Genomic DNA, 17,963 nt, shown 5'->3' on the forward strand with positions numbered 1-17,963 from the left:
GGAGTAAGGTTCGTGAAAGTCGAATTCGACAGCGACGGTGTCGAACTCATCGGCAGACTGTTCCTCCCCGCGCACGGCGGGCCGGCACCGGGGGTGGTGGCCGGGACATGGACCAGCGTCAAGGAGCTGATGGCCGACCACTACGCCCGGCGCCTGCTCGGCATCTGCGCGACCGCGATGTACATGTCCGACAACGCCGCCGACGACCCCGCCGTGAAATCCCTTGCGCTGGTAGCGCCGTGGCTGCACGACGCCACGATCTGTGCGCAGGTCTACGGCGGCAGCGAGGCGGTGGCCGCCACAACGAGGACGCCGCCATCCCCGACGGCGCGCGGCTTCCACGCCGGTCTGGCCGAGTCCGAGGACATCGTCTGGACCGAGGGCACCCAGTTCGATTTCTACGACCAGGAACCGCACGTCACCATTGCCGTCGACGCCGTCGCCGCCCATTTCCAGCGAACTCTGTGAACCCACCGACAAGAAAACGATAGGAAGCTGATGATTCTCGTGACAGGAGCGACCGGCAATGTCGGCGCGGAAGTCGTCAAGGCGCTGACGGCAGCCGGGGAGCCCGTGCGAGCGCTGGTGCGCGATGCCTCGGGCACCGACGCGCCCGATGGCGTGGAGGTGGTGGCCGGCGATCTCACCGCGCCCGAGACACTGAGCTTCGATGGGGTGCGCGCGATGTTCCTGCTGCCCGGCTACCCGGGTGTGGCGAAGACGGCCGCGCAGGCCGGTGTCGAACACATCGTGCAGCTCTCCGGCGTTTCCGCGGCCACCGGTGACACCGCCAACGCGATCACCCGCTACATGATGGCCGCCGAGCAGGAGACCACCGAGAGCGGGATGGCGTGGACCATTCTGCGGCCCTGCGCGTTCGCATCGAATGCCCTGCGCTGGCTGCCGCAGCTGCGCGACGGTGATGTGATCCAGGTGTCGTTCCCACGGGTGCGCACGGCTGCGCTGGATCCGCAGGACCTCGGCACGGTGGCCGCCACCGTCTTGCGAGCCGATTCCCATCACGGCGAGATCCTCTGGCCCACCGGGCCGGAACCGCTCACCCCGAACGAGCAGGTGGCGATCTTGGCCGAGGCCACCGGCCGCGATCTCACCTGCCTCGAACTCACCGACGATGAGGCGCGCGCCCAGATGCTGGAGACCACTCCCGTCGAATACGTGGACGCCTTCTTCGACTTCTACGTCGACGGGGCCATCGATGAATCCATCGTTCGCCCGACGGTGAAACAGATCCTCGGCCGCGCGCCGCGCACGTTCCGGCAATGGGCGGCGGACCACGCCGACGCCTTCCGCTGACCTGGCCCTCGAATCGGATGAGTGACCAGGGCGCCGGGCTGACTCGCGCTCGAACGGCCGGCCGGCCGATGCGTCCGGCCGAGCCGCCTGCCCCGGGAACACGCTCCGGCGGGGCAGGCAACCGGATCAAGAGTTCGTCGGGAAGCCCAGGTTCACCTGGCTTTCCGAAGGCTCCGGCCAGCGGGTGGTCACCACTTTGCTGCGGGTGTAGAAGTGGATGCTCTCCGGGCCGTAGATGTGGGTGTCGCCGAACAGCGATTTCTTCCAGCCGCCGAACGAGTAGGCGCCGATGGGCACCGGGATCGGGACGTTGACGCCGACCATGCCGACCTCCACATCGAACTCGAACTGGCGGGCGGACTTGCCGTCGCGGGTGAAGATGGCGACGCCGTTGCCGTAGTAGTTGGCATTGACCAGATCGACGGCTTCCTGGTAGCTGCCGACGCGGACGACGGCGAGGACCGGCCCGAAGATCTCGTCGTCGTAGACCTTCATACCGGGACGGACCTCGTCGATCAGGCTGACGCCGATGAAGAATCCATCGGAGTCGAACACCTGCTGACGGCCGTCGACCACGACCTTCGCACCCTCGGCGGCCGCGCCTGCCACATAACCGGCGACCCGATCCCTGGCTTCGCGGGTGATCAGCGGCCCCATCTCCGAGTCCGGATCCGAACCGGGCCCGATCCGCAGGGCCCGCACCCGATCGGTGATCTTGTCGATCAGCGGGTCGGCGACCTCGCCGACGGCGACCAGCACCGACACCGCCATGCATCGCTCGCCTGCGGAACCGTACGCGGCCGAGACCGCCGCGTCGGCCGCGGCGTCGAGGTCGGCGTCGGGCATGACCACCATGTGGTTCTTCGCCCCACCGAGGGCCTGCACGCGCTTGCCCTGGTCGGAGGCGCGGCGGTAGATGGCCTCCGCGATGGGTGTGGACCCGACGAAACTCACCGCGGCGACGTCGCTGTCGTCGATGAGTGCGTCGACGGCCTCCTTGTCGCCGTGCACCACATTCAGCACGCCATCCGGCAGACCCGCCTCACTGAAGAGTTCGGCGATGAACACAGCCGCGGAGGGATCCTTTTCACTCGGCTTGAGGATGACGGTGTTGCCGCAGGCAATGGCCGAGGACACCATCCACAGCGGCACCATCGCGGGGAAGTTGAACGGGGTGATGCAGGCGACCACACCGACCGGCTGCTTCACCTGATGGACGTCGACCCCGCCGGCGACCTGTTCGGAGTAGTCGCCCTTGAGCAGATGCGTGAGCCCGGCCACGAATTCGACGTTCTCCACGCCACGAGCGATCTCCCCCACCGCGTCGGCGACGGTCTTGCCGTGCTCGGCGGAGATGATCCGCGCCAGTTCCTCGCGTCGTTCGCCGATCAGGTGGCGCAGCCGGAAGAACACATCGGAGCGCTTGATGAGGCTGGTGGCGCGCCAGCCCGGCAGGGCGTTCTTGGCGATCTGGACGGCGTCGGCGACTTCCGGGGCGGAGGCGAAGACCACCTCGGCGGTCTGTGCGCCGGTGGCGGGGTCGAAGACCGGGCCGGTGCGTACCCCGGCGTCGATGCGTTTGCCGTTGAGGTAATGCGGAATGCGGTTCATGGTCTGCGTCTTTCGGGTCGGAAGGTCAGGCGATGGTGTCGTCGATGTGCTTGATGATCAGCGTGCAGTCGCGGTCGCCGAGGCCGCTGTCGACAAGGTCGCGCAGCTGGCCCGCGACGATGCTCGCCGTCGGCAGCGGGGTGCCGGTGGATTCGCCGGCCTGCAGCGCCAGGCCGATGTCCTTGTTGGCCAGGCTCGCGGCGAAGGTCGGATCGAAACCGTTGTTGGCGGCGGAGGTTTCGACGATTCCCGGTACCGGATACCAGGTGCGCAGCGCCCACGAATCCGCCGACGACACCGAGGCCACATTCCAGAACACCTGCGGGTCGAGCCCGAGCCGCTGGGCCAGCACCGCACCTTCGGCGCAGCCGGCCAGATTGATCAGCAGCATCATGTTGTTACAGATCTTGGCGGCCTGACCGGAGGTGGCGCCGCCGGTGCGAATGATGTTGCGGCTCATCGGCTCGACGAGTTCGGCCGCGGCGTCCACGGCATCGGGTTCGCCGCCGAGCATGAAGGTCAGCGTCGCGGCGGCGGCGCCGCTGATGCCGCCGGAGACGGGCGCGTCGACGAAGCGGAATCCTTGGGCGCGGGCCATCTCGTGCAGGGCGGCCGCGGTGTCGATATCGATGGTGGAGCTGTCCACCAGCAGCGCCGACGAATCCGCCCGGGCGAGTACCCCATCGGGGCCCTCGTACACCGCGCGGACATTCTCGCCCTTGGGCAGCATGGTGAACACGGCATCGACGCCCTGCACTGCCTCCGCGATCGACGCACAGGGCTTCACACCTTTCGCGGCCGCCGCGGCGAGCGCGTCGGCGTTCAGGTCGAAGCCGTGGACGGTGTGCCCTTTGGCCACCAGATTCGTCGTCATGGGGTGGCCCATATGGCCGAGGCCGATCCACGCGATTGTTGCCATCGTCGAGCTCCATCCTGATGTCGATTGGCATGAGATGAGTGATGCAGGCCACGCTATGGGACCCGACGCATTGAGATCAATGCAGTTTGCGACCTACTTTTGCAGCAAGGTGCTGCAAATTTGCAGCCACCATGGTGAGATCGCGGTATGACCGCAGAGCGACGACACATGGCCGCGGGCCAGCCCAACCCCGATGATCTGCTGGTCATGCTTGCCGTAGCGCGGCTCGGCAAATTCTCCGCGGCCGCCGATGCGCTCGGGGTGAACTCGACCACGGCGTCACGGCGCATCGCCGCACTCGAGAAGGCCATGGGCGGACGCGTCCTGGTGCGCGGATCGGGCGGGTGGGAACTCACCGAATTGGGTCGTGGCGCACTGGTCGTGGCCGAGGAGATCGAGCGATCCCTGCAGCAGCTGGCCACGCCCGCTCAGGCCGCCCGCGACGGGGTGAGTGGCCTGGTGCGGATCGCGGCCTCGGACGGCTTCGCGGTCCGGTTCGCCGTGCCGGCCCTTGCCCGGCTGCAGGAAAGCCATCCACGGCTGTCGGTCGAGCTGATCAGCGCCACCCGGCGGGTACGCCAGAACCGGTCGGGTGTGGATCTGGAAATCGTGGCGGGTCGGCCGGACGTGCATCGCGCCATCGCCCGCTATCTGACCAACTACTATCTGGGCCTCTATGCCGGCGAGACCTACCTGTCCCGTCATGGGAGCCCCGCGACGCTGGCCGATCTCGCCGACCACCGATTGATCTACTACATCGAATCCGCCTTGCAGGTCGACGAATTGGATCTGGCCGCCAAGCTGCTGCCGCAGCCAGCCACCAGCTTGCGTTCGACCAGTGTGTTCGCGCATGTGGAGGCCACGGTCGCGGGTGCCGGAATCGGCATCCTCCCGGTGTATCTGGCCGACGAGCGACCGGAACTTCGCCGCCTGCTGCGTGAGGAGTTCAATCCAGAGATCTCGTACTGGTCGGTGGCACGCGAGGAATCGTTGCGCAGCAACGCGGTACGCGCGGTGCTCGCCGCCCTGCGCAGTGAGGTCGAGTCGCGGTCGCACGAGCTGCGCGGACGTCCCGGCTGACCGTCCCGGCCCGCCGTTCGCTTCCGGCGCGCCCACGGGGCATGTAGAGTCGTATCCTTGCGCCTCGGCGTCGGGAGGGGGTTCGGCATGCTCACCGTTGCGCAGGATCTGCGCAGGTCGTCTGCGGTGTATTGGTATCTGGCGGTGGCCGGTTTCCGGCGGCAATGGCAATACAAACTGGCCATGTTCGCGGGACTGTTCACCAACTGTGTCTTCGGGCTCGTCCGCGCGGCGGTCATGGTGGCCGCGGTCGGGGCCGCGGGCAGTTTCGGCGACTACGACGCCGCGAGCATCGGCGCCTATGTGTGGATATCGCAGGGTCTGCTCGGCGCGGTCCAATTCATGGGGCCGAGTTCGGAATTGCGTGAACGGGTCCGCACCGGGGACATCGCGATCGACTTCCTGCGCCCGGTGGACGTGCAATTCGGCTATCTGGCAGCGGATCTGGGCCGCGCCACCTGCACCTTGCTACCGCGCGGTGTGCCGAGCATCCTGGTCGGGACACTCACGTTCGGATTGACCATGCCCACGACGCCGGGGCCCTATGTCGTCGGCTTGATCAGCGTGGCGCTGGCGGTCGCGGTGTCGTTTCTGTGCCTGTTCGCGGTGGCCACCGCCGGTTTCTGGGTGGTGGAGACACGCGGAATCGAAATCCTGCACCGCACCTGCGGAGTGTTCCTGGCCGGGCTGGCCGTGCCGATCCACGCGTTTCCCGACTGGTTGCGCACCGTCGCGAACGCCACGCCGTTCCCGTCCATCCTGCAGGCGCCGGTCGATGTGCTCTCGGGCCGGGTGCTCGGGGTCGACGCGCTCCAGGTCGTCGGCGTCCAGTTGTTCTGGGTGGTGACGATCGGTGCGCTCGGTCAGGTGCTCCTGCGGGCGGGTCGGCGCAAACTCGAGGTGCAGGGTGGTTGATCGAACCGCGGCCGGCACCTGGCTCACCCCCTATCGTGCGGTATTGCGTTCGCGCCTCGACGCTCAGCGCAGCTACCGGCTCTCCTTCGCCAGCGATCTGTTCGGCTCGCTGTTGCTGGGGCTGGCCGAGTTCGGCGAAGTATGGGTGATCTTCGGCAGCGGGCGGGTGCTCGGTGGACTCGATCTGGATGGCGCGTTGTTGCTGTTCGGATTGAGCAATACCGCGTTCGCGCTGGCCCAGGTGCTGTTCGGGCACCTCGACCAGCTGCCGACGCTGATCCGGCTCGGCACCCTCGACATCTACCACCTGCGCCCGCAACCACTACTGCTGCAATTGATCACCGGCGATATCGCGCTGCGCCGATTCGCCCGCGCGATCGTCTCGATCACGGTGCTGATCGTCGGGTTGGCTCGCAACGATATCGATTGGTCGCTCGCCTCGGTCGCCCTGCTGGTCATGGCGCTGGCGAGTGGTATCGCGCTGTTCGGCGGTTTGTTCGTCTGCGCCGCCGGCTGCCAGTTCTATCTGATCGACGGCTCCGAACTCACCAACAGCTTCACCTACGGCGGCGTCTTCGCCGCCACCCAGCCCGCCTCGGTGTTCCCACCACCGTTGCGGCTGCTGTTCGGCTTCGCCATCCCGGTCGCGTTCACTGCCTACCTGCCCGCCATCGCCCTGCTCGGCGTGCCGGGGCCGGCGTTTCTGCCGGCCTGGCTTGCCTGGCTGACGCCGCTGGCCGCGCTGTGGGTATGGCTGATCGCGCTCGGCGCATGGCGGCTCGGCACCAGGCACTACCAGGGAGGCGGCGGATAGATGAACGACGGGCCGATCATCGAGATCGAGAATCTGACCAGGCAATTCGTTCTGCGTCGCAAGCACGGCGACCGCTGGCGCAAGCGTCGGGAAGTGCTCACCGCCGTCGACCGGATGAGCTTCCGGATCGAACGCGGCGCGGCGGTGGGCTATATCGGCGCCAACGGTGCGGGCAAATCCACCACCATCAAGATGCTGACCGGCATTCTGGTGCCGACCTCCGGGCAGGTGCGGACCTGTGGCCTCGAGCCGGTGCGTCAGCGCAGGCAGCTGGCGAGCCGCATCGGTGTGGTCTTCGGTCAGCGGTCCCAGCTGTGGTGGGATCTGCCGCTGCGCGAATCGTTTTCGATTCTCTCCGCGATCCATCGGCTGGACCCGGAGATCGCCCGCAAACGCACGCACGAGCTGGTCGAGCAGCTGGAGATGAGCGACACCCTCGATACCCCGGTGCGCCAGCTATCGCTGGGCCAGCGCATGCGCGCCGAGGTGGCGGCGGCGTTGCTGCACTCCCCCGACCTCGTCATCCTGGACGAGCCGACCATCGGACTCGATGTGCTGTCCAAGCAGCGATTGCGCGAATTCCTGCGCGATGAGCGCACCCAGCGCGGCACCACCTTGCTGCTGACCACCCACGATATGGGCGATATCGAGCGGCTCTGCGATCGCGTGCTGGTGGTCGATCACGGCCGCTTGGTCTACGACGGAACGCTGGCCGGGCTCGGCGCGACCGTCGGCGCACGGCGGGTCCTGGTGGTGGATCTGGCCGAAGCGACACCGGATCTGAACGATCTGCCGGGTGCGACCTTGGTGTCCAGCGAAGGCGGCGGGGTGCGGCAACGGCTGGCCTTCGATGCCGAAAACACCACCGCTGCTTCGCTTCTGGCGGCGGTCTCGGAGCGAGCAGAGGTACGTGATCTGTCCATCGAGGAGCCGGAGATCGAGGACATCGTGCGCCGGATCTACCAGTCCGCCCGCTGACCAACCGGCGCGCTCGCACGGCGCCACACGCAGGTGCGCGACACGCGGGCGGACACGTAACACCACAGGTAGCCGGGTGGATGAAGGGGTGAACGCGAGCACCTCTCGCGCGAGGAAAGTCTACCGGCGCGGCACCCACCGCGCCGCAGCTCGGACCTGTCCGACGTAATCCGGAGCGACTCGGCGCCGGATGGTCGAGCCCGTCCGGTCATGAAGGTGAACGATGACGACGATAGCGCTGCTCGCGGCGATGATGCTCGCGTTGCTGATCGGCACAGCACTCGGGATCCACACCGCCCGCGATGAACATCGGGCCGGAAGCCTGCGGGGCAGATATTGCCGTAGACGATCGCGTCGTCGATACTGGCTGACGTTCGCCTGATCCGAAAACCTTTGGGGGGAGCCGATCATGGTCAAGTCCCGGCCTGTGCTCGTCATACTCGGCGCGTTGCTCGCCGCCGTCCTGGTGCTGTCGATGACCGGGTGCGGTTCGAGTAAGAAACGCCGCTCGTCGAGTTCCTCACACGGCGCGGCGGCCACCAGCACGCAGGCATTCCAGAACTGCAAGCAGGTGTGGGATGCCGGGAAGGCTCCGCTGCGGCGCGGCAGTGCCGGCTACACGACCCAGCTCGATCAGCTCGACAGTAAGAACGACGGCCTCGCCTGCGCCGACCGTCCGGCCGCCACGTCGACCACCAAACGCGTGATACCGGGAGCGGCCACGCAGAGCCCGCCGACGCCGACGGGCGCACCGGCGCCGAAGCCGGATCCGGGCGGTTCCGCCTCCCCCGGCACCACCCGGGCGCCCGAACACACCTCCAGTGGGGATTCCGACAGCCGCAACCGCTCGGGCACCGGCTCGGGACGTTCCGGGTCGGGCAGCCGCTCCGGTTCCAGCCGGCGCTGACGAGCCCGACTCCCCAGCGCCGACGACGGTTGTACTATCGGCAGACGTGACCATCCGCGCGATACGTACCCCGGGTATGCGGGTCGTTGTCGCGTTCCTGTTCGCGGTGTGGTCGATCGCGATGTCGCTGCCGGAATGCCACGTGTTCCCGGCGCACCCCTCGGCCGTCGTGCATCCCCATATCGAATCGACCGACCCCGGCATCGCGACCCCGGAGGCGGTACGTGCGCTGGCGATCCCGCATCCGCACGCCGGTGAACCGGATCGGCATCTGCCCACCGAAGCGGTGCTCGCGACGCTGCCGCGCAGCGGCGCCAGCCTGTTCGACCTGCTGGTCCTCGCCGCGCTGCTGATCGTCGCGCTCGCGCTGACGGCAACGCTCGCCCACGGCGTGCGGGCGCCACCGTCCAGCGGCGCACCGGCCGTCAGCGGCCGGGAATTGCTGACTCGATTCTGTATCGCCAGGAACTGATCGGGCAGCGTCAGGCCGATGCTGCCGGGCCGGCCGGTGTTCGTGCATTCCGCACTCACACCTGTTCGCTGCGATCAGCGACCGCACAGAATCGACTGTTCACCATGTCTTCTGCACTGCACAGTGCTGCCCTCTCCCCGACCGCGCTCGCCGGCGCGGTGGCCTCGCACCCCACCGCTCCCCGTACCGATACCGTCAGTCCCGCCGCCCTGCTGACCACGGCGAATCGGTGCCCCCGACCAGCCACGATGGTCGGCAACACCCCTGTGCTGTGGATCACCGAACCGCTCGCGCCGGCCGGCCGCGGGTTCTGGGCGAAACTCGAGGGCGCCAATCCGGGCGGTATGAAAGACCGCACCGCCTTGCACATGGTCGAACGTGCCACCGCACGTGGCGCGCTGGCTCCTGGCGCCCAGATCATCGAATCGACCAGCGGCACGCTCGGCCTCGGTCTCGCGCTGGCCGGGATGGTGCACGGCCACCCCGTCACCCTCGTCACCGATCCCGGCCTGGAACCGTTGATGCGCCACATGCTCGCCGCCTACGGCGCCCGCGTAGAGCTCGTCGAGGAATCGCATCCGGTCGGCGGCTGGCAGCAGGCCCGCCGCGATCGGGTCGCGCAGCTAATGGCCGAGGACCCGAAGGCCTGGTGCCCGGATCAGTACCGCAATCCCGACAACCGGGAGGCCTACCGTTCACTGGCGCTGGAGCTGGTGGCGCAGCTGGGCCGGATCGACGTGCTGGTCTGTTCGGTGGGCACCGGCGGCCACTCCTCCGGGGTGGCCCGGGTACTGCGCGAGTACTTCCCGGATCTGCGGCTCGTCGGGGTCGACACGGTGGCCTCCACCATCTTCGGCCAGCCTGCGGGCCCGCGACTGATGCGCGGGCTCGGCTCCAGCATCCATCCCGAGAACGTCGACTACGACGCCTTCGACGAAATCCATTGGGTCGCACCGGAGGAAGCGGTGTGGGCCTGCCGGGCGCTGACCGCGACCCACCATGCCAGCGGCGGCTGGAGTGTCGGCGCCGTCGCGCTGGTGGCCGGATGGCTGGCCCGTACCACCGAACCCCACGTGCGCATCGCCGCCGTGTTCCCGGACGGTCCGCTGCGATACTTCGACACCGTCTACAACGACGACTACTGCCGCGCGCACGGCTTGCTCGACGCCGCGATTCCGGACGAGCCCGCCACCATCGGCCACCCGGACGATGCCGTCGTCACCAGCTGGACCCGGTGCACCACTGTGATCGATCCGCGGGGTCGCGGCCGCGCCGACCAGACGTCCACCCCGCATGGTGCCATCGCGTCGAGTATCGACCCGCGCCACGACATCACTCAGGAGAGCAGCCGGTGACCGAGTTCCTCGCCACCTATCGCAGTTTCAGCAAGCCGAGCCGGATGCTGATGATCAATCAGTTCGCCATCAACACCGGCTTCTTCATGCTGATGCCGTATCTGGCCGGGTACATGGCAGGCCCGTTGGGTCTGGCGGCCTGGGCGGTCGGGCTGGTGCTCGGCATCCGCAATTTCAGCCAGCAAGGCATGTTCCTGGTGGGTGGCACGCTGGCCGACCGGCTCGGATACAAACCGTTGATCGTCGCGGGATGTCTGCTGCGCACGGGCGGCTTCGCGCTACTGGCCTTCGCCGATTCGCTGCCTGCCCTGATCATCGCCTCGGCCGCAACGGGATTCGCGGGCGCCCTGTTCAATCCGGCGGTACGGGCCTATCTCGCGGTGGACTCCGCCGATCGCCGCGTCGAGGCCTTCGCCATGTTCAATATCTTCTACCAGGCGGGGATCCTGTTCGGACCGGTGGTCGGGCTTGCCTTGATGGCCTTCGATTTCCGGGCCACCGCCGCCGGGTCCGCGATCGTTTTCGCGTTACTGACCGTCGCCCAGTTGCGCGCGCTGCCACAGCATGAGGCGGAGCAGAAGACGGCCTCGGTGCTCGACGATTGGCGGGTCGTCCTGGCCAATCGGCCGTTCCTGCTGTTCTCCGCGGCCATGATCGGCTGTTACGTGCTGTCGTTCCAGGTGTATCTGGCCCTGCCGATGCAGGCGACCAGGGTCGTGGGAGCCGAGGCCGCCGCCACGCTGATGACGGCGGTGTTCGTGGTGTCGGGGCTGATCGCCATCGCGGGCCAGCTGCGGATCACCCGCTGGTTCGCCGCACGCTGGGGGCGGCCGCAGAGCCTGGTTCTCGGCATGGGCATCCTGGCGGCCGCGTTCGTGCCGTTGTTGCTGGTACCCGGCACCGGGCTCGGCACCCCGGTCGCGATCGGGGCCATGCTGTCGACGGCGGCGGTGCTCGGTGTCGGTGCGGCGGCGGTGTTCCCGTTCGAGATGGATACCGTGGTCGCGCTGTGCGGTGATCGGCTGGTGGCCACCCATTACGGGCTGTACAACACCATCGTCGGCGTCGGCATCCTGCTCGGCAATCTGGGCACGGGCACCATCCTGGACGCGGCGCGCGCGGCCGGAGTCAGTTCGCTGGCGTGGGCCGGCTTGATCGCGATCGGCGTGGTCTCGGCGGGCGGGCTGGCCCTGCTCGCCCGAGCCGGACGGTTGGACGCGCCGGTTCCCGTCGGCTGACACACCGGTGGGTGGTGTGCACCGGGATTCCGGGCACACCACCCACGGCCGCGCCGAGCGTTTACTTCATGGCACTTGGGCCGTCCGGCATGCCGGGTTCGCGAGCGCCCTGGTCGAGCCGGAACGGCGGGTACTCGTCGCGCATGAGCGAGGCGTACGCCTGTACACGCAACGCCCAGCGCTGAATGCCGAGGACGAAATCGAACAGGCCTCCGGGGTAGCGCGCGGTGAACAGCAACGCGATGACCGCGAACAACACCAGCAGGCCGAGCACCGGCGGCGCATAGGCGCCCGACCACTCCTCATCCCAGCCCGTCGCCGCCCAGGTACCGCTGACCATGGCCCCGACCAGCAGATAGTGCGGGATCGCCAGCAACCACCACTTCACCAGCACCAGGCCGCGATGCAGGCGTTCGGGATAGTCGACGACGACGTCGGCCGGATAGTCCGGCTTCGAATCGAGCGAGAACGGCGGGTATTTGTCGGTGCCGAGCACCCCCCACGCATAGAAGCTGACCCGCCACGACCAGCGCATCACCCCGACATTGAATTCGAACAGCGCCCGCGGGTACCGGCCGGTGAACAGAATCGCGAAGAATGCGATGATCGTGACGATCGCGTAGGCGATGTGCAAGAAGAACAACACGATGTAGTGCGGAATAGCGAGAATCCACTTCACCAGCCACATCCACCGCGACAGCGTGGGATCGAGATCGCCGCGGACGTAGACGGGATAGCCGGATGTCGCGGGGGCGCCGATATTCTCGGGATTGTCGGGTTGCATGTTTCGACACTCCTTCACCGATGCTCGGGGAGCAGGGCGGCACGATGGCCGTATGTGGCGATTGTGTCCCACAACAGCTTCGACTTCGACAACGTTGCGGTACCGACACGCCAACAAATCATTCGCCGGGCGAACAAAGTTGGTGTCGCGGGCTTTCCGGAACGGAATTCGCCTCAGTGTGGCGCTTCGCCGTGCGCGGAGTACAGACTGATATCGCCGTCCTCGCCGAGGAACGCGTTGACCAGCATGATGCGATCCTCGCGCAGCACATCGGGTTCGGGTGCGCTGGTGGTGATGGTGATCTGCGGAATCGACGACCAATTCACGACGTAGCGTTGCGGCGGGCCCTCGTCGTCGGACAGCCGGGCCAGCCGGAACACCGATACCGTCTGGCGCAGCATGAGATCGCGGATGACCTCGGCGATTCGCTCGGGGTCTTCCAGCGCGAACATGAAGCCGAATGTCAACTCGGGCGAGGACACGTAGGCGGGCACAAACTCCGAGGCTAGCCCATCGAGGTGCGGTGCGCAGGCACTACGCGCTGGCAGTTGCCGGGGATGCGCCGGGGCGGATCGACGCGATCCGCAGGCGGTGCGGGCGGGCAAGCGGCACAGCGCGGATCGCACCGGCGCCGAGAGTTGCCCGTCCCAGTCGGACCTCTCGGCGCCGGCGCTGCCATCCACGGGGTTCGCCGCGATGGTGGTCGGCGGACCCGCGGCTACCGCGGGCCGTCGGACTCGGGTTCGACGATCTCGGCCTCGACATAGCTCGCCGGCGGGGCGGCGGCGTCGAATCGAGGATCGTCGGCCGGATCGGCGAGCCGGGGTTCGGCGTCGAGCCCTTGGTCGTCGGCGTCGGCCTCGATCGGGCCCGCGGCGGCGTCGCGTTTGGCCGCGGCCGCCGCTTCGTTCATTTCGATCGCGTCGGTGATCCACTCACCGATCTCCCGGGTGACCTCCTGGACGGTGCCGGTGATGATGGTGGCGATATTGCCGACATGCCGGGCGCCGGAGGACGTCAATTCCTGGATCAGATCTTTGTTGGCTTCGAATTTCCCGATCATTTACACGCCCACTTCGGTAGCCTTCCGCTGTCGCATCACGATAACACCGGGGGCCTTTCGCTTCCGTAGTGCAGCGGGCAGCAGGCCGGCGAAACGGGATTCGAGCAGACTCGGCGGCAGCGCCAGCTGGAAAATCTTCACCCACACCGAAGCGATCTGCTTGCTGAACGGCCCGGTGTTGTACGGGAGACCGTATTTCCGGCACAGCGCCTCGACCTCGGGTGCCATCTCCGGGTAGCGGTTGGCGGGCAGGTCGGGGAACAGATGGTGCTCGATCTGATGCGACAGGTTGCCCGACATGATGTGGAACAGTTTGCTGCCGGTGATGTTGGCCGAGCCGAGCATCTGCCGGACATACCACTCACCGCGGGTCTCGAATTCGGTCTCCTCTTCGGTGAACGTCTGTACGCCCGAGGGGAAGTGTCCGCAGAAGATGATCGAGTACGCCCACAGGTTGCGGACCAGGTTCGCGGTGAAGTTGCCCGCCAGCGTGCTGACGAACAGCGGCCCGGTCAGCGCGGGGAAGATGAGGTAGTCCTTGAGCACCTGGCGCCCGGACTTCCGCAGCTGCCCCTTGATCAGCGGCTTCAGATCCGACCACTTGCGCTTGCCCTGGATGATGTTGTCGGCCTCCAGGTCGTGCAGCATCACGCCCCACTCGAAGAAGACCATCAGCAGGAAGGCGTACACCGGATTGCCCAGGTAGTACGGATTCCACTTCTGATCCTCGTCGATGCGCAGGACGCCGTAGCCGATGTCGCGGTCGCGGCCGTGGATGTTGGTGTAGGTGTGGTGCATGTAGTTGTGCGAATGCTTCCACTGGTCGGCCGGGCAGACCGTATCCCATTCGAACACCCGGGAATTGAGGCCCTGTTCACGCATCCAGTCGTACTGGCCGTGCATGACGTTGTGGCCGATCTCCATGTTGTCCAGGATCTTGGACACCCCGAGCGCGGCGACGCCGGCCAGCCAGAACGGCGGCAGGAACCCCAGGTACATCAGGCCGCGACCGGCGATTTCGAAACCGCGCTGCGCCTTGATGATCGAGTAGATGTATTCACGGTCGCGTTCGCCGAGGTCGGCGACGATGCGGTCGCGGAGCTCGTCGAGCGCGCGGCCGATCTCCTCGACCTGCTCCGGCGTGAGGACGAGTGGGCCGTCCTTCGTCTCGGTCAGAATGGTCATCGGTTGCTCCCCTTCAGTTGTCAGATGTCGATGTCGACGTCGCCGACGGCGGCGCTGACACAGAGTTGGATGGGCTGATCGGGATCGGCGTCGGTCTCACCGTTGCGCAGGTTGCGCGTACAGCCGGTGCGCCGGACGGCGGTGCAGGAGAAGCAGATACCCATCCGGCAGCCGTATTCCGGGTTCAGCCCGGCGGCTTCGGCTTGTTCGAGCAGGCTTTCGCCGGTGTTGTCAGCGCTGACGCCACTGGCGGAGAAGGTCACCGTGCCGTGCGCGTCGGCGGCGTCGACCGGCGCCACCGACACCGTGAACTCCTCGGTGTGCAGGCGGTCGCCGAGCTGTTCGGCCTCGAACACTCTGCGCACCGAATCCATCAGCGGGCCCGGCCCGCACAGGTAGGTGTGCGCGTCGGCGAACCACGGTGCGGTCCGCTCGAGTTCGTCGTAGTCGAAGGCGCTGCCATCCAGTTCCGGATAACGCATCTGCAGTGACACGTTGGGATGGGCGGCGGCGATGGCGGCCAGTTCCGCGCGGTGCGGAACGTATTCCGGCGAGCGGGCGTAGTGCAGGAACACCACCGGGCCGGTGTACCCCTCGTCGGTGAGGGTGCGCAGCATCGACAGTACCGGCGTGATGCCGCTGCCGCCGCTGATCAGCAGTACCCGGTCCGGCCGCTGCTCGGGTAGATGGAAGACACCCGAGGCGGGTGCCAGATCGACGACGAGGCCCGGTTCGGCGGCGCGGTGCAGGTACCGCGAGACCAGGCCTTCCGGATGCACTCGGATGGTCAGGTCGATGCGACGGTCGCGCTGGTGCTGCGAATTCACCGGTGAGTAGCAGCGGGTGTGGCGCACGCCATCGATGACGACGCCGATCTGCACGAACTGGCCGGCGAGCAAGCCGGACCACTGGCGCGTCGGCCGCAGCGACAGCGAGACCGTGCCGGGCACCGAACGGTCCACCCGCACCACTTCCGCCCGCATTTCCCTGGCGGTGAGCATCGGGCGCACCAGCTCCAGATAGCGGTCGAGCGGATGCGGTGTGGTCAGGGTCTGCACCAAGTTGATGAGATCCACCATGCGGTTTCTCCGTGCTGTCGTTGGTCACACTCGGCAGTCGAGCCCGAGACAAATTTCAGTGTACGTCTGTACACTCAATAGTGTGACTGATGACCGGGGACGGATGTCAACCAGCAGCTGGTGTGACGCGAACTACATCTGGAGAAAGAGCGCATGGTGAACGGATGTATGCTCACCGGGATGAGCGAGCAGGCGGAAACTCGGGTCGTGCGCAAAGAGCGCACGCGGCGGGCGCTGCTGGACGGGACCCTCGCGCTCGCCGCGGATCGCGGGTTCGCCGCGCTCAGCCTGCGCGAGATCGCCCGTTCGGCGGGCATCGTGCCCACCGCGTTCTACCGGCATTTCGCCTCACTGGACGATCTGGGCGCCACCCTCGTCGACGAAGGCGTCAAGGCCCTCCGGCTGGCGCTGCGGCAATTGCGCCGCAGGCCGGATGCGCAACTGTCGGAGACCGTGCGTTTCGTCTTCGATCAGGTGGCCGACAAGCGCGAGCTGTTCGGATTCCTCACCCGTGAGCGCCGCGGCGGCTCGGCGGCACTGCGTCAGGCGATCGCCATGGAGATGCAGTTGATCGTGCGCGAGCTGGTGGTCGATTTCTCCCGGATCAGCGCGCTGGACTCCTGGTCATCGGACGATCTCGAGCTGGCCGCGGATCTGATCGTGTCCACGGTGGCCGACGGCATCGCCGATTATGTCGCCGCCGCGCCGCGCGACCAGCAGAGCACCATCGACCGCACGGTGTACCAGGTTCGGCTCATCGCGCTGGGCATGGGCGTCTGGAAGCCGTAGCCACCGCTCATTCCGACGACGCCGGCTCCGGCACCGGGTCCGGTCCGGGCACCGTGAGCAGGGCGAGCAGCCCGAGGCCGAGCACCACGAGCAGGCCGACGATGCCCGCGCGATCGGTGGCGAACGCCCACGCGAAGAAACCGAACAGCATCGGAGCCAGGAACGAGACCGCCCGCCCGGTGGTGGTGTAGAGGCCGAACAGCTGCCCCTCCCGGCCCGCCGGCGCGAGCCGCGCCAGGAAAGAACGGGCCGAGGACTGGGCAGGCCCGACGAACACCGTCAGCATCAGGCCGAACACCCAGAACATGAGCGGGCCGGACACCACGAGCAGCACCGTGCCGCAGATGATCATCGACACCAGCGACACCACGATCACCCGCTTCGGGCCGATGCGGTCGTCGAAGCGGCCCGCGATGATCGCACCGAGTGCCGCGACCACATTGGCGGCGATGCCGAACAGCAGCACATCGGCGTCGGCGATGCCGTACACACCGACCGCGAGCACCGCACCAAAGGTGAACACACCCGCCAGGCCGTCACGGAAGATGGCGCTGGCCAACAGGAATCCGACCGTGCGCCGGTCGGTGATCCACAGCTCACGCAGGTCGCGCCACAGCACCCGGTAGGAGCCGAGGAATCCGGCACTGGCCGCACCCGGGTCGGCTCCGGTGCGCACGACTTCGGGCACCGCGAACAGCACCGGCAGAGCGAACGCCGCGAACCAGACCGCGGCCAGCACGGCGACCAATCGGATATTGAGGCCGTCGTCGGTGGGGATGCCGAACAGCCCGCGCCGGTCGCCGTCACCGGCGATGAAGCCGAGATAGCAGATCAGCAGCAGGAAGATGCCGCCGAAATAGCCCATGGCCCAGCCGAATCCGGACACCCGGCCCACGGTGGCCGGGGTCGACACCTGGCGCAGCATGGCGTTGTAGGGCACGTTGGCCAGTTCGAAGCAGGCCGAGCCGACACCGAGCAGGACCAGTCCGAGCCACAGATCGCGGTAATCGTCGTGCACGAAGAACATCGCGGCCATCGCGGCGATAGTCAACGCGGTCAGCGCACCGAGCGACCGTTTACGGTTGGCGGTGGCGTCGAAGCGCTGTCCGCTGACCGGCGCGGTCAGCGCGACCACCAGCCCGGCGATGCCGAGCGCCCAGCCCAACCAGGCGCCCGCCGAGATATCGCCGGGCAGATCATCGCCGACGCTGTCGGTCAGATACACCGAGAAGACGAAGGTCAAGATGACGGCATTGAAGGCGGCCGAACCCCAGTCCCACAGCCCCCACGCCACCACCTGCCCGCGCCCGGTCCCGGCCGCACCGCGCACGTCGACCTCACTCATACGCGCACCCTAATCGACACCGGGCCACCCAGCCGGGTTCTCGGCAGCGCGCCTGGTCAGGGCGAATCGCGCAGTCGCCGAGCAGGCGCGGGCGCAGCCCCTACCGAGCCGCGGG

At 67.4% G+C, this 17,963-nt stretch carries 20 protein-coding genes; 12 read left to right on the forward strand and 8 right to left on the reverse strand.

Annotated features, from left to right (window positions below; genetic code table 11):
* The first annotated feature begins 12 nt into the window (after positions 1–12).
* Together AC5W7N_RS20720 and AC5W7N_RS20725 are read left to right on the forward strand one after the other, a co-directional pair.
* On the forward strand, positions 13–468 hold the full coding sequence (locus tag AC5W7N_RS20720; RefSeq protein WP_195021428.1) for an alpha/beta hydrolase family protein: 456 nt from the start codon (positions 13–15) through the stop codon (positions 466–468).
* Between the two features lie 30 nt (positions 469–498).
* On the forward strand, positions 499–1,314 hold the full coding sequence (locus tag AC5W7N_RS20725) for an NAD(P)H-binding protein (protein WP_495922028.1): 816 nt from the start codon (positions 499–501) through the stop codon (positions 1,312–1,314).
* Positions 1,315–1,440: 126 nt separating this feature from the next.
* Here the strand turns inward: AC5W7N_RS20725 and AC5W7N_RS20730 are convergent, their stop codons facing one another.
* Both AC5W7N_RS20730 and mmsB read right to left on the reverse strand, forming a co-directional pair.
* On the reverse strand, positions 1,441–2,925 hold the full coding sequence (locus AC5W7N_RS20730) for a CoA-acylating methylmalonate-semialdehyde dehydrogenase (protein WP_194991238.1): 1,485 nt from the start codon (positions 2,923–2,925) through the stop codon (positions 1,441–1,443).
* A gap of 25 nt (positions 2,926–2,950) precedes the next feature.
* The gene (gene mmsB / locus AC5W7N_RS20735) at positions 2,951–3,844 is read right to left on the reverse strand and encodes a 3-hydroxyisobutyrate dehydrogenase (protein WP_195021430.1); all 894 of its coding nucleotides are present in this window, start codon (positions 3,842–3,844) and stop codon (positions 2,951–2,953) included.
* 147 nt (positions 3,845–3,991) lie between these two features.
* On the opposite strand from mmsB, the gene AC5W7N_RS20740 reads away from it, so the two are divergent.
* The 9 genes from AC5W7N_RS20740 to AC5W7N_RS20780 all read left to right on the forward strand — a co-directional run bounded on the left by AC5W7N_RS20740 (position 3,992) and on the right by AC5W7N_RS20780 (position 11,603).
* Positions 3,992–4,924 (forward strand): LysR family transcriptional regulator, encoded by a 933-nt coding sequence (locus AC5W7N_RS20740; protein ID WP_375139407.1) that lies wholly within the window; start codon positions 3,992–3,994, stop codon positions 4,922–4,924.
* Positions 4,925–5,011: 87 nt separating this feature from the next.
* Entirely contained in the window at positions 5,012–5,839 is an 828-nt protein-coding gene (locus AC5W7N_RS20745) for an ABC transporter permease (protein ID WP_194991236.1), read from the forward strand.
* Positions 5,832–6,653, forward strand: a complete 822-nt coding sequence (locus AC5W7N_RS20750) for an ABC transporter permease (RefSeq protein ID WP_163814823.1) — start codon at positions 5,832–5,834, stop codon at positions 6,651–6,653. Before AC5W7N_RS20745 ends, AC5W7N_RS20750 begins: the two co-directional genes overlap by 8 nt.
* Positions 6,654–7,631: an ABC transporter ATP-binding protein gene (locus AC5W7N_RS20755; protein ID WP_194991235.1), complete on the forward strand. Its 978-nt coding sequence runs from the start codon at positions 6,654–6,656 to the stop codon at positions 7,629–7,631. It abuts the gene before it with no gap.
* Between the two features lie 223 nt (positions 7,632–7,854).
* A complete protein-coding gene (locus tag AC5W7N_RS20760) occupies positions 7,855–8,013 on the forward strand; it encodes a hypothetical protein (protein WP_194991234.1) in 159 nt (52 codons plus the stop codon).
* A 27-nt stretch (positions 8,014–8,040) separates the two neighbouring features.
* The gene (locus AC5W7N_RS20765; RefSeq protein ID WP_194991233.1) at positions 8,041–8,538 is read left to right on the forward strand and encodes an excalibur calcium-binding domain-containing protein; all 498 of its coding nucleotides are present in this window, start codon (positions 8,041–8,043) and stop codon (positions 8,536–8,538) included.
* A 46-nt stretch (positions 8,539–8,584) separates the two neighbouring features.
* Complete coding sequence (gene lpqS / locus AC5W7N_RS20770) at positions 8,585–9,010, forward strand: putative copper homeostasis (lipo)protein LpqS (RefSeq protein ID WP_163814826.1); 426 nt, start codon at positions 8,585–8,587, stop codon at positions 9,008–9,010.
* A 248-nt stretch (positions 9,011–9,258) separates the two neighbouring features.
* Positions 9,259–10,365, forward strand: a complete 1,107-nt coding sequence (locus tag AC5W7N_RS20775; protein WP_324191424.1) for a PLP-dependent cysteine synthase family protein — start codon at positions 9,259–9,261, stop codon at positions 10,363–10,365.
* On the forward strand, positions 10,362–11,603 hold the full coding sequence (locus tag AC5W7N_RS20780; RefSeq protein WP_280499234.1) for an MFS transporter: 1,242 nt from the start codon (positions 10,362–10,364) through the stop codon (positions 11,601–11,603). Before AC5W7N_RS20775 ends, AC5W7N_RS20780 begins: the two co-directional genes overlap by 4 nt.
* A 61-nt stretch (positions 11,604–11,664) precedes the next feature.
* Here AC5W7N_RS20780 and AC5W7N_RS20785 read toward each other — a convergent pair whose 3' ends face one another.
* From AC5W7N_RS20785 to AC5W7N_RS20805, 5 genes are all read right to left on the reverse strand, one after another.
* On the reverse strand, positions 11,665–12,387 hold the full coding sequence (locus tag AC5W7N_RS20785; protein ID WP_194991026.1) for a DUF4389 domain-containing protein: 723 nt from the start codon (positions 12,385–12,387) through the stop codon (positions 11,665–11,667).
* A gap of 173 nt (positions 12,388–12,560) precedes the next feature.
* Positions 12,561–12,881: a hypothetical protein gene (locus tag AC5W7N_RS20790; RefSeq protein ID WP_163814828.1), complete on the reverse strand. Its 321-nt coding sequence runs from the start codon at positions 12,879–12,881 to the stop codon at positions 12,561–12,563.
* Between the two features lie 224 nt (positions 12,882–13,105).
* Positions 13,106–13,450, reverse strand: a complete 345-nt coding sequence (locus AC5W7N_RS20795; protein WP_163814829.1) for a hypothetical protein — start codon at positions 13,448–13,450, stop codon at positions 13,106–13,108.
* Positions 13,451–14,635, reverse strand: a complete 1,185-nt coding sequence (locus AC5W7N_RS20800) for a fatty acid desaturase family protein (protein ID WP_194991025.1) — start codon at positions 14,633–14,635, stop codon at positions 13,451–13,453.
* A 20-nt stretch (positions 14,636–14,655) separates the two neighbouring features.
* Entirely contained in the window at positions 14,656–15,714 is a 1,059-nt protein-coding gene (locus AC5W7N_RS20805) for a ferredoxin reductase (protein WP_194991024.1), read from the reverse strand.
* A gap of 180 nt (positions 15,715–15,894) precedes the next feature.
* On the opposite strand from AC5W7N_RS20805, the gene AC5W7N_RS20810 reads away from it, so the two are divergent.
* Complete coding sequence (locus tag AC5W7N_RS20810) at positions 15,895–16,503, forward strand: TetR family transcriptional regulator (protein WP_228806570.1); 609 nt, start codon at positions 15,895–15,897, stop codon at positions 16,501–16,503.
* 7 nt (positions 16,504–16,510) lie between these two features.
* On the opposite strand, the gene AC5W7N_RS20815 is transcribed toward AC5W7N_RS20810, so the two are convergent.
* Positions 16,511–17,848 carry an MFS transporter gene (locus AC5W7N_RS20815; RefSeq protein WP_194991023.1) on the reverse strand — a complete coding sequence of 446 codons (1,338 nt, stop codon included), beginning with the start codon at positions 17,846–17,848 and terminating at the stop codon, positions 16,511–16,513.
* Between the last annotated feature and the right edge of the window lie 115 nt (positions 17,849–17,963).

It is taken from the genome of Nocardia sp. CDC519, from assembly GCF_059509835.1.

Excerpts from the sequence above, each read along its gene's own strand:
- AC5W7N_RS20745 (WP_194991236.1), top strand. The coding sequence starts at position 5,012 with ATGCTCACCGTTGCGCAGGATCTGCGCAGGTCGTCTGCGGTGTATTGG.
- AC5W7N_RS20805 (WP_194991024.1), bottom strand. The coding sequence starts at position 15,714 with ATGGTGGATCTCATCAACTTGGTGCAGACCCTGACCACACCGCATCCG.
- AC5W7N_RS20795 (WP_163814829.1), bottom strand. The coding sequence starts at position 13,450 with ATGATCGGGAAATTCGAAGCCAACAAAGATCTGATCCAGGAATTGACG.
- AC5W7N_RS20810 (WP_228806570.1), top strand. The coding sequence starts at position 15,895 with ATGAGCGAGCAGGCGGAAACTCGGGTCGTGCGCAAAGAGCGCACGCGG.
- AC5W7N_RS20775 (WP_324191424.1), top strand. The coding sequence starts at position 9,259 with ATGGTCGGCAACACCCCTGTGCTGTGGATCACCGAACCGCTCGCGCCG.
- mmsB (WP_195021430.1), bottom strand. The coding sequence starts at position 3,844 with ATGGCAACAATCGCGTGGATCGGCCTCGGCCATATGGGCCACCCCATG.
- AC5W7N_RS20760 (WP_194991234.1), top strand. The coding sequence starts at position 7,855 with ATGACGACGATAGCGCTGCTCGCGGCGATGATGCTCGCGTTGCTGATC.
- AC5W7N_RS20730 (WP_194991238.1), bottom strand. The coding sequence starts at position 2,925 with ATGAACCGCATTCCGCATTACCTCAACGGCAAACGCATCGACGCCGGG.
- AC5W7N_RS20800 (WP_194991025.1), bottom strand. The coding sequence starts at position 14,635 with ATGACCATTCTGACCGAGACGAAGGACGGCCCACTCGTCCTCACGCCG.
- AC5W7N_RS20725 (WP_495922028.1), top strand. The coding sequence starts at position 499 with ATGATTCTCGTGACAGGAGCGACCGGCAATGTCGGCGCGGAAGTCGTC.
- AC5W7N_RS20785 (WP_194991026.1), bottom strand. The coding sequence starts at position 12,387 with ATGCAACCCGACAATCCCGAGAATATCGGCGCCCCCGCGACATCCGGC.
- AC5W7N_RS20765 (WP_194991233.1), top strand. The coding sequence starts at position 8,041 with ATGGTCAAGTCCCGGCCTGTGCTCGTCATACTCGGCGCGTTGCTCGCC.
- AC5W7N_RS20815 (WP_194991023.1), bottom strand. The coding sequence starts at position 17,848 with ATGAGTGAGGTCGACGTGCGCGGTGCGGCCGGGACCGGGCGCGGGCAG.
- AC5W7N_RS20755 (WP_194991235.1), top strand. The coding sequence starts at position 6,654 with ATGAACGACGGGCCGATCATCGAGATCGAGAATCTGACCAGGCAATTC.
- AC5W7N_RS20740 (WP_375139407.1), top strand. The coding sequence starts at position 3,992 with ATGACCGCAGAGCGACGACACATGGCCGCGGGCCAGCCCAACCCCGAT.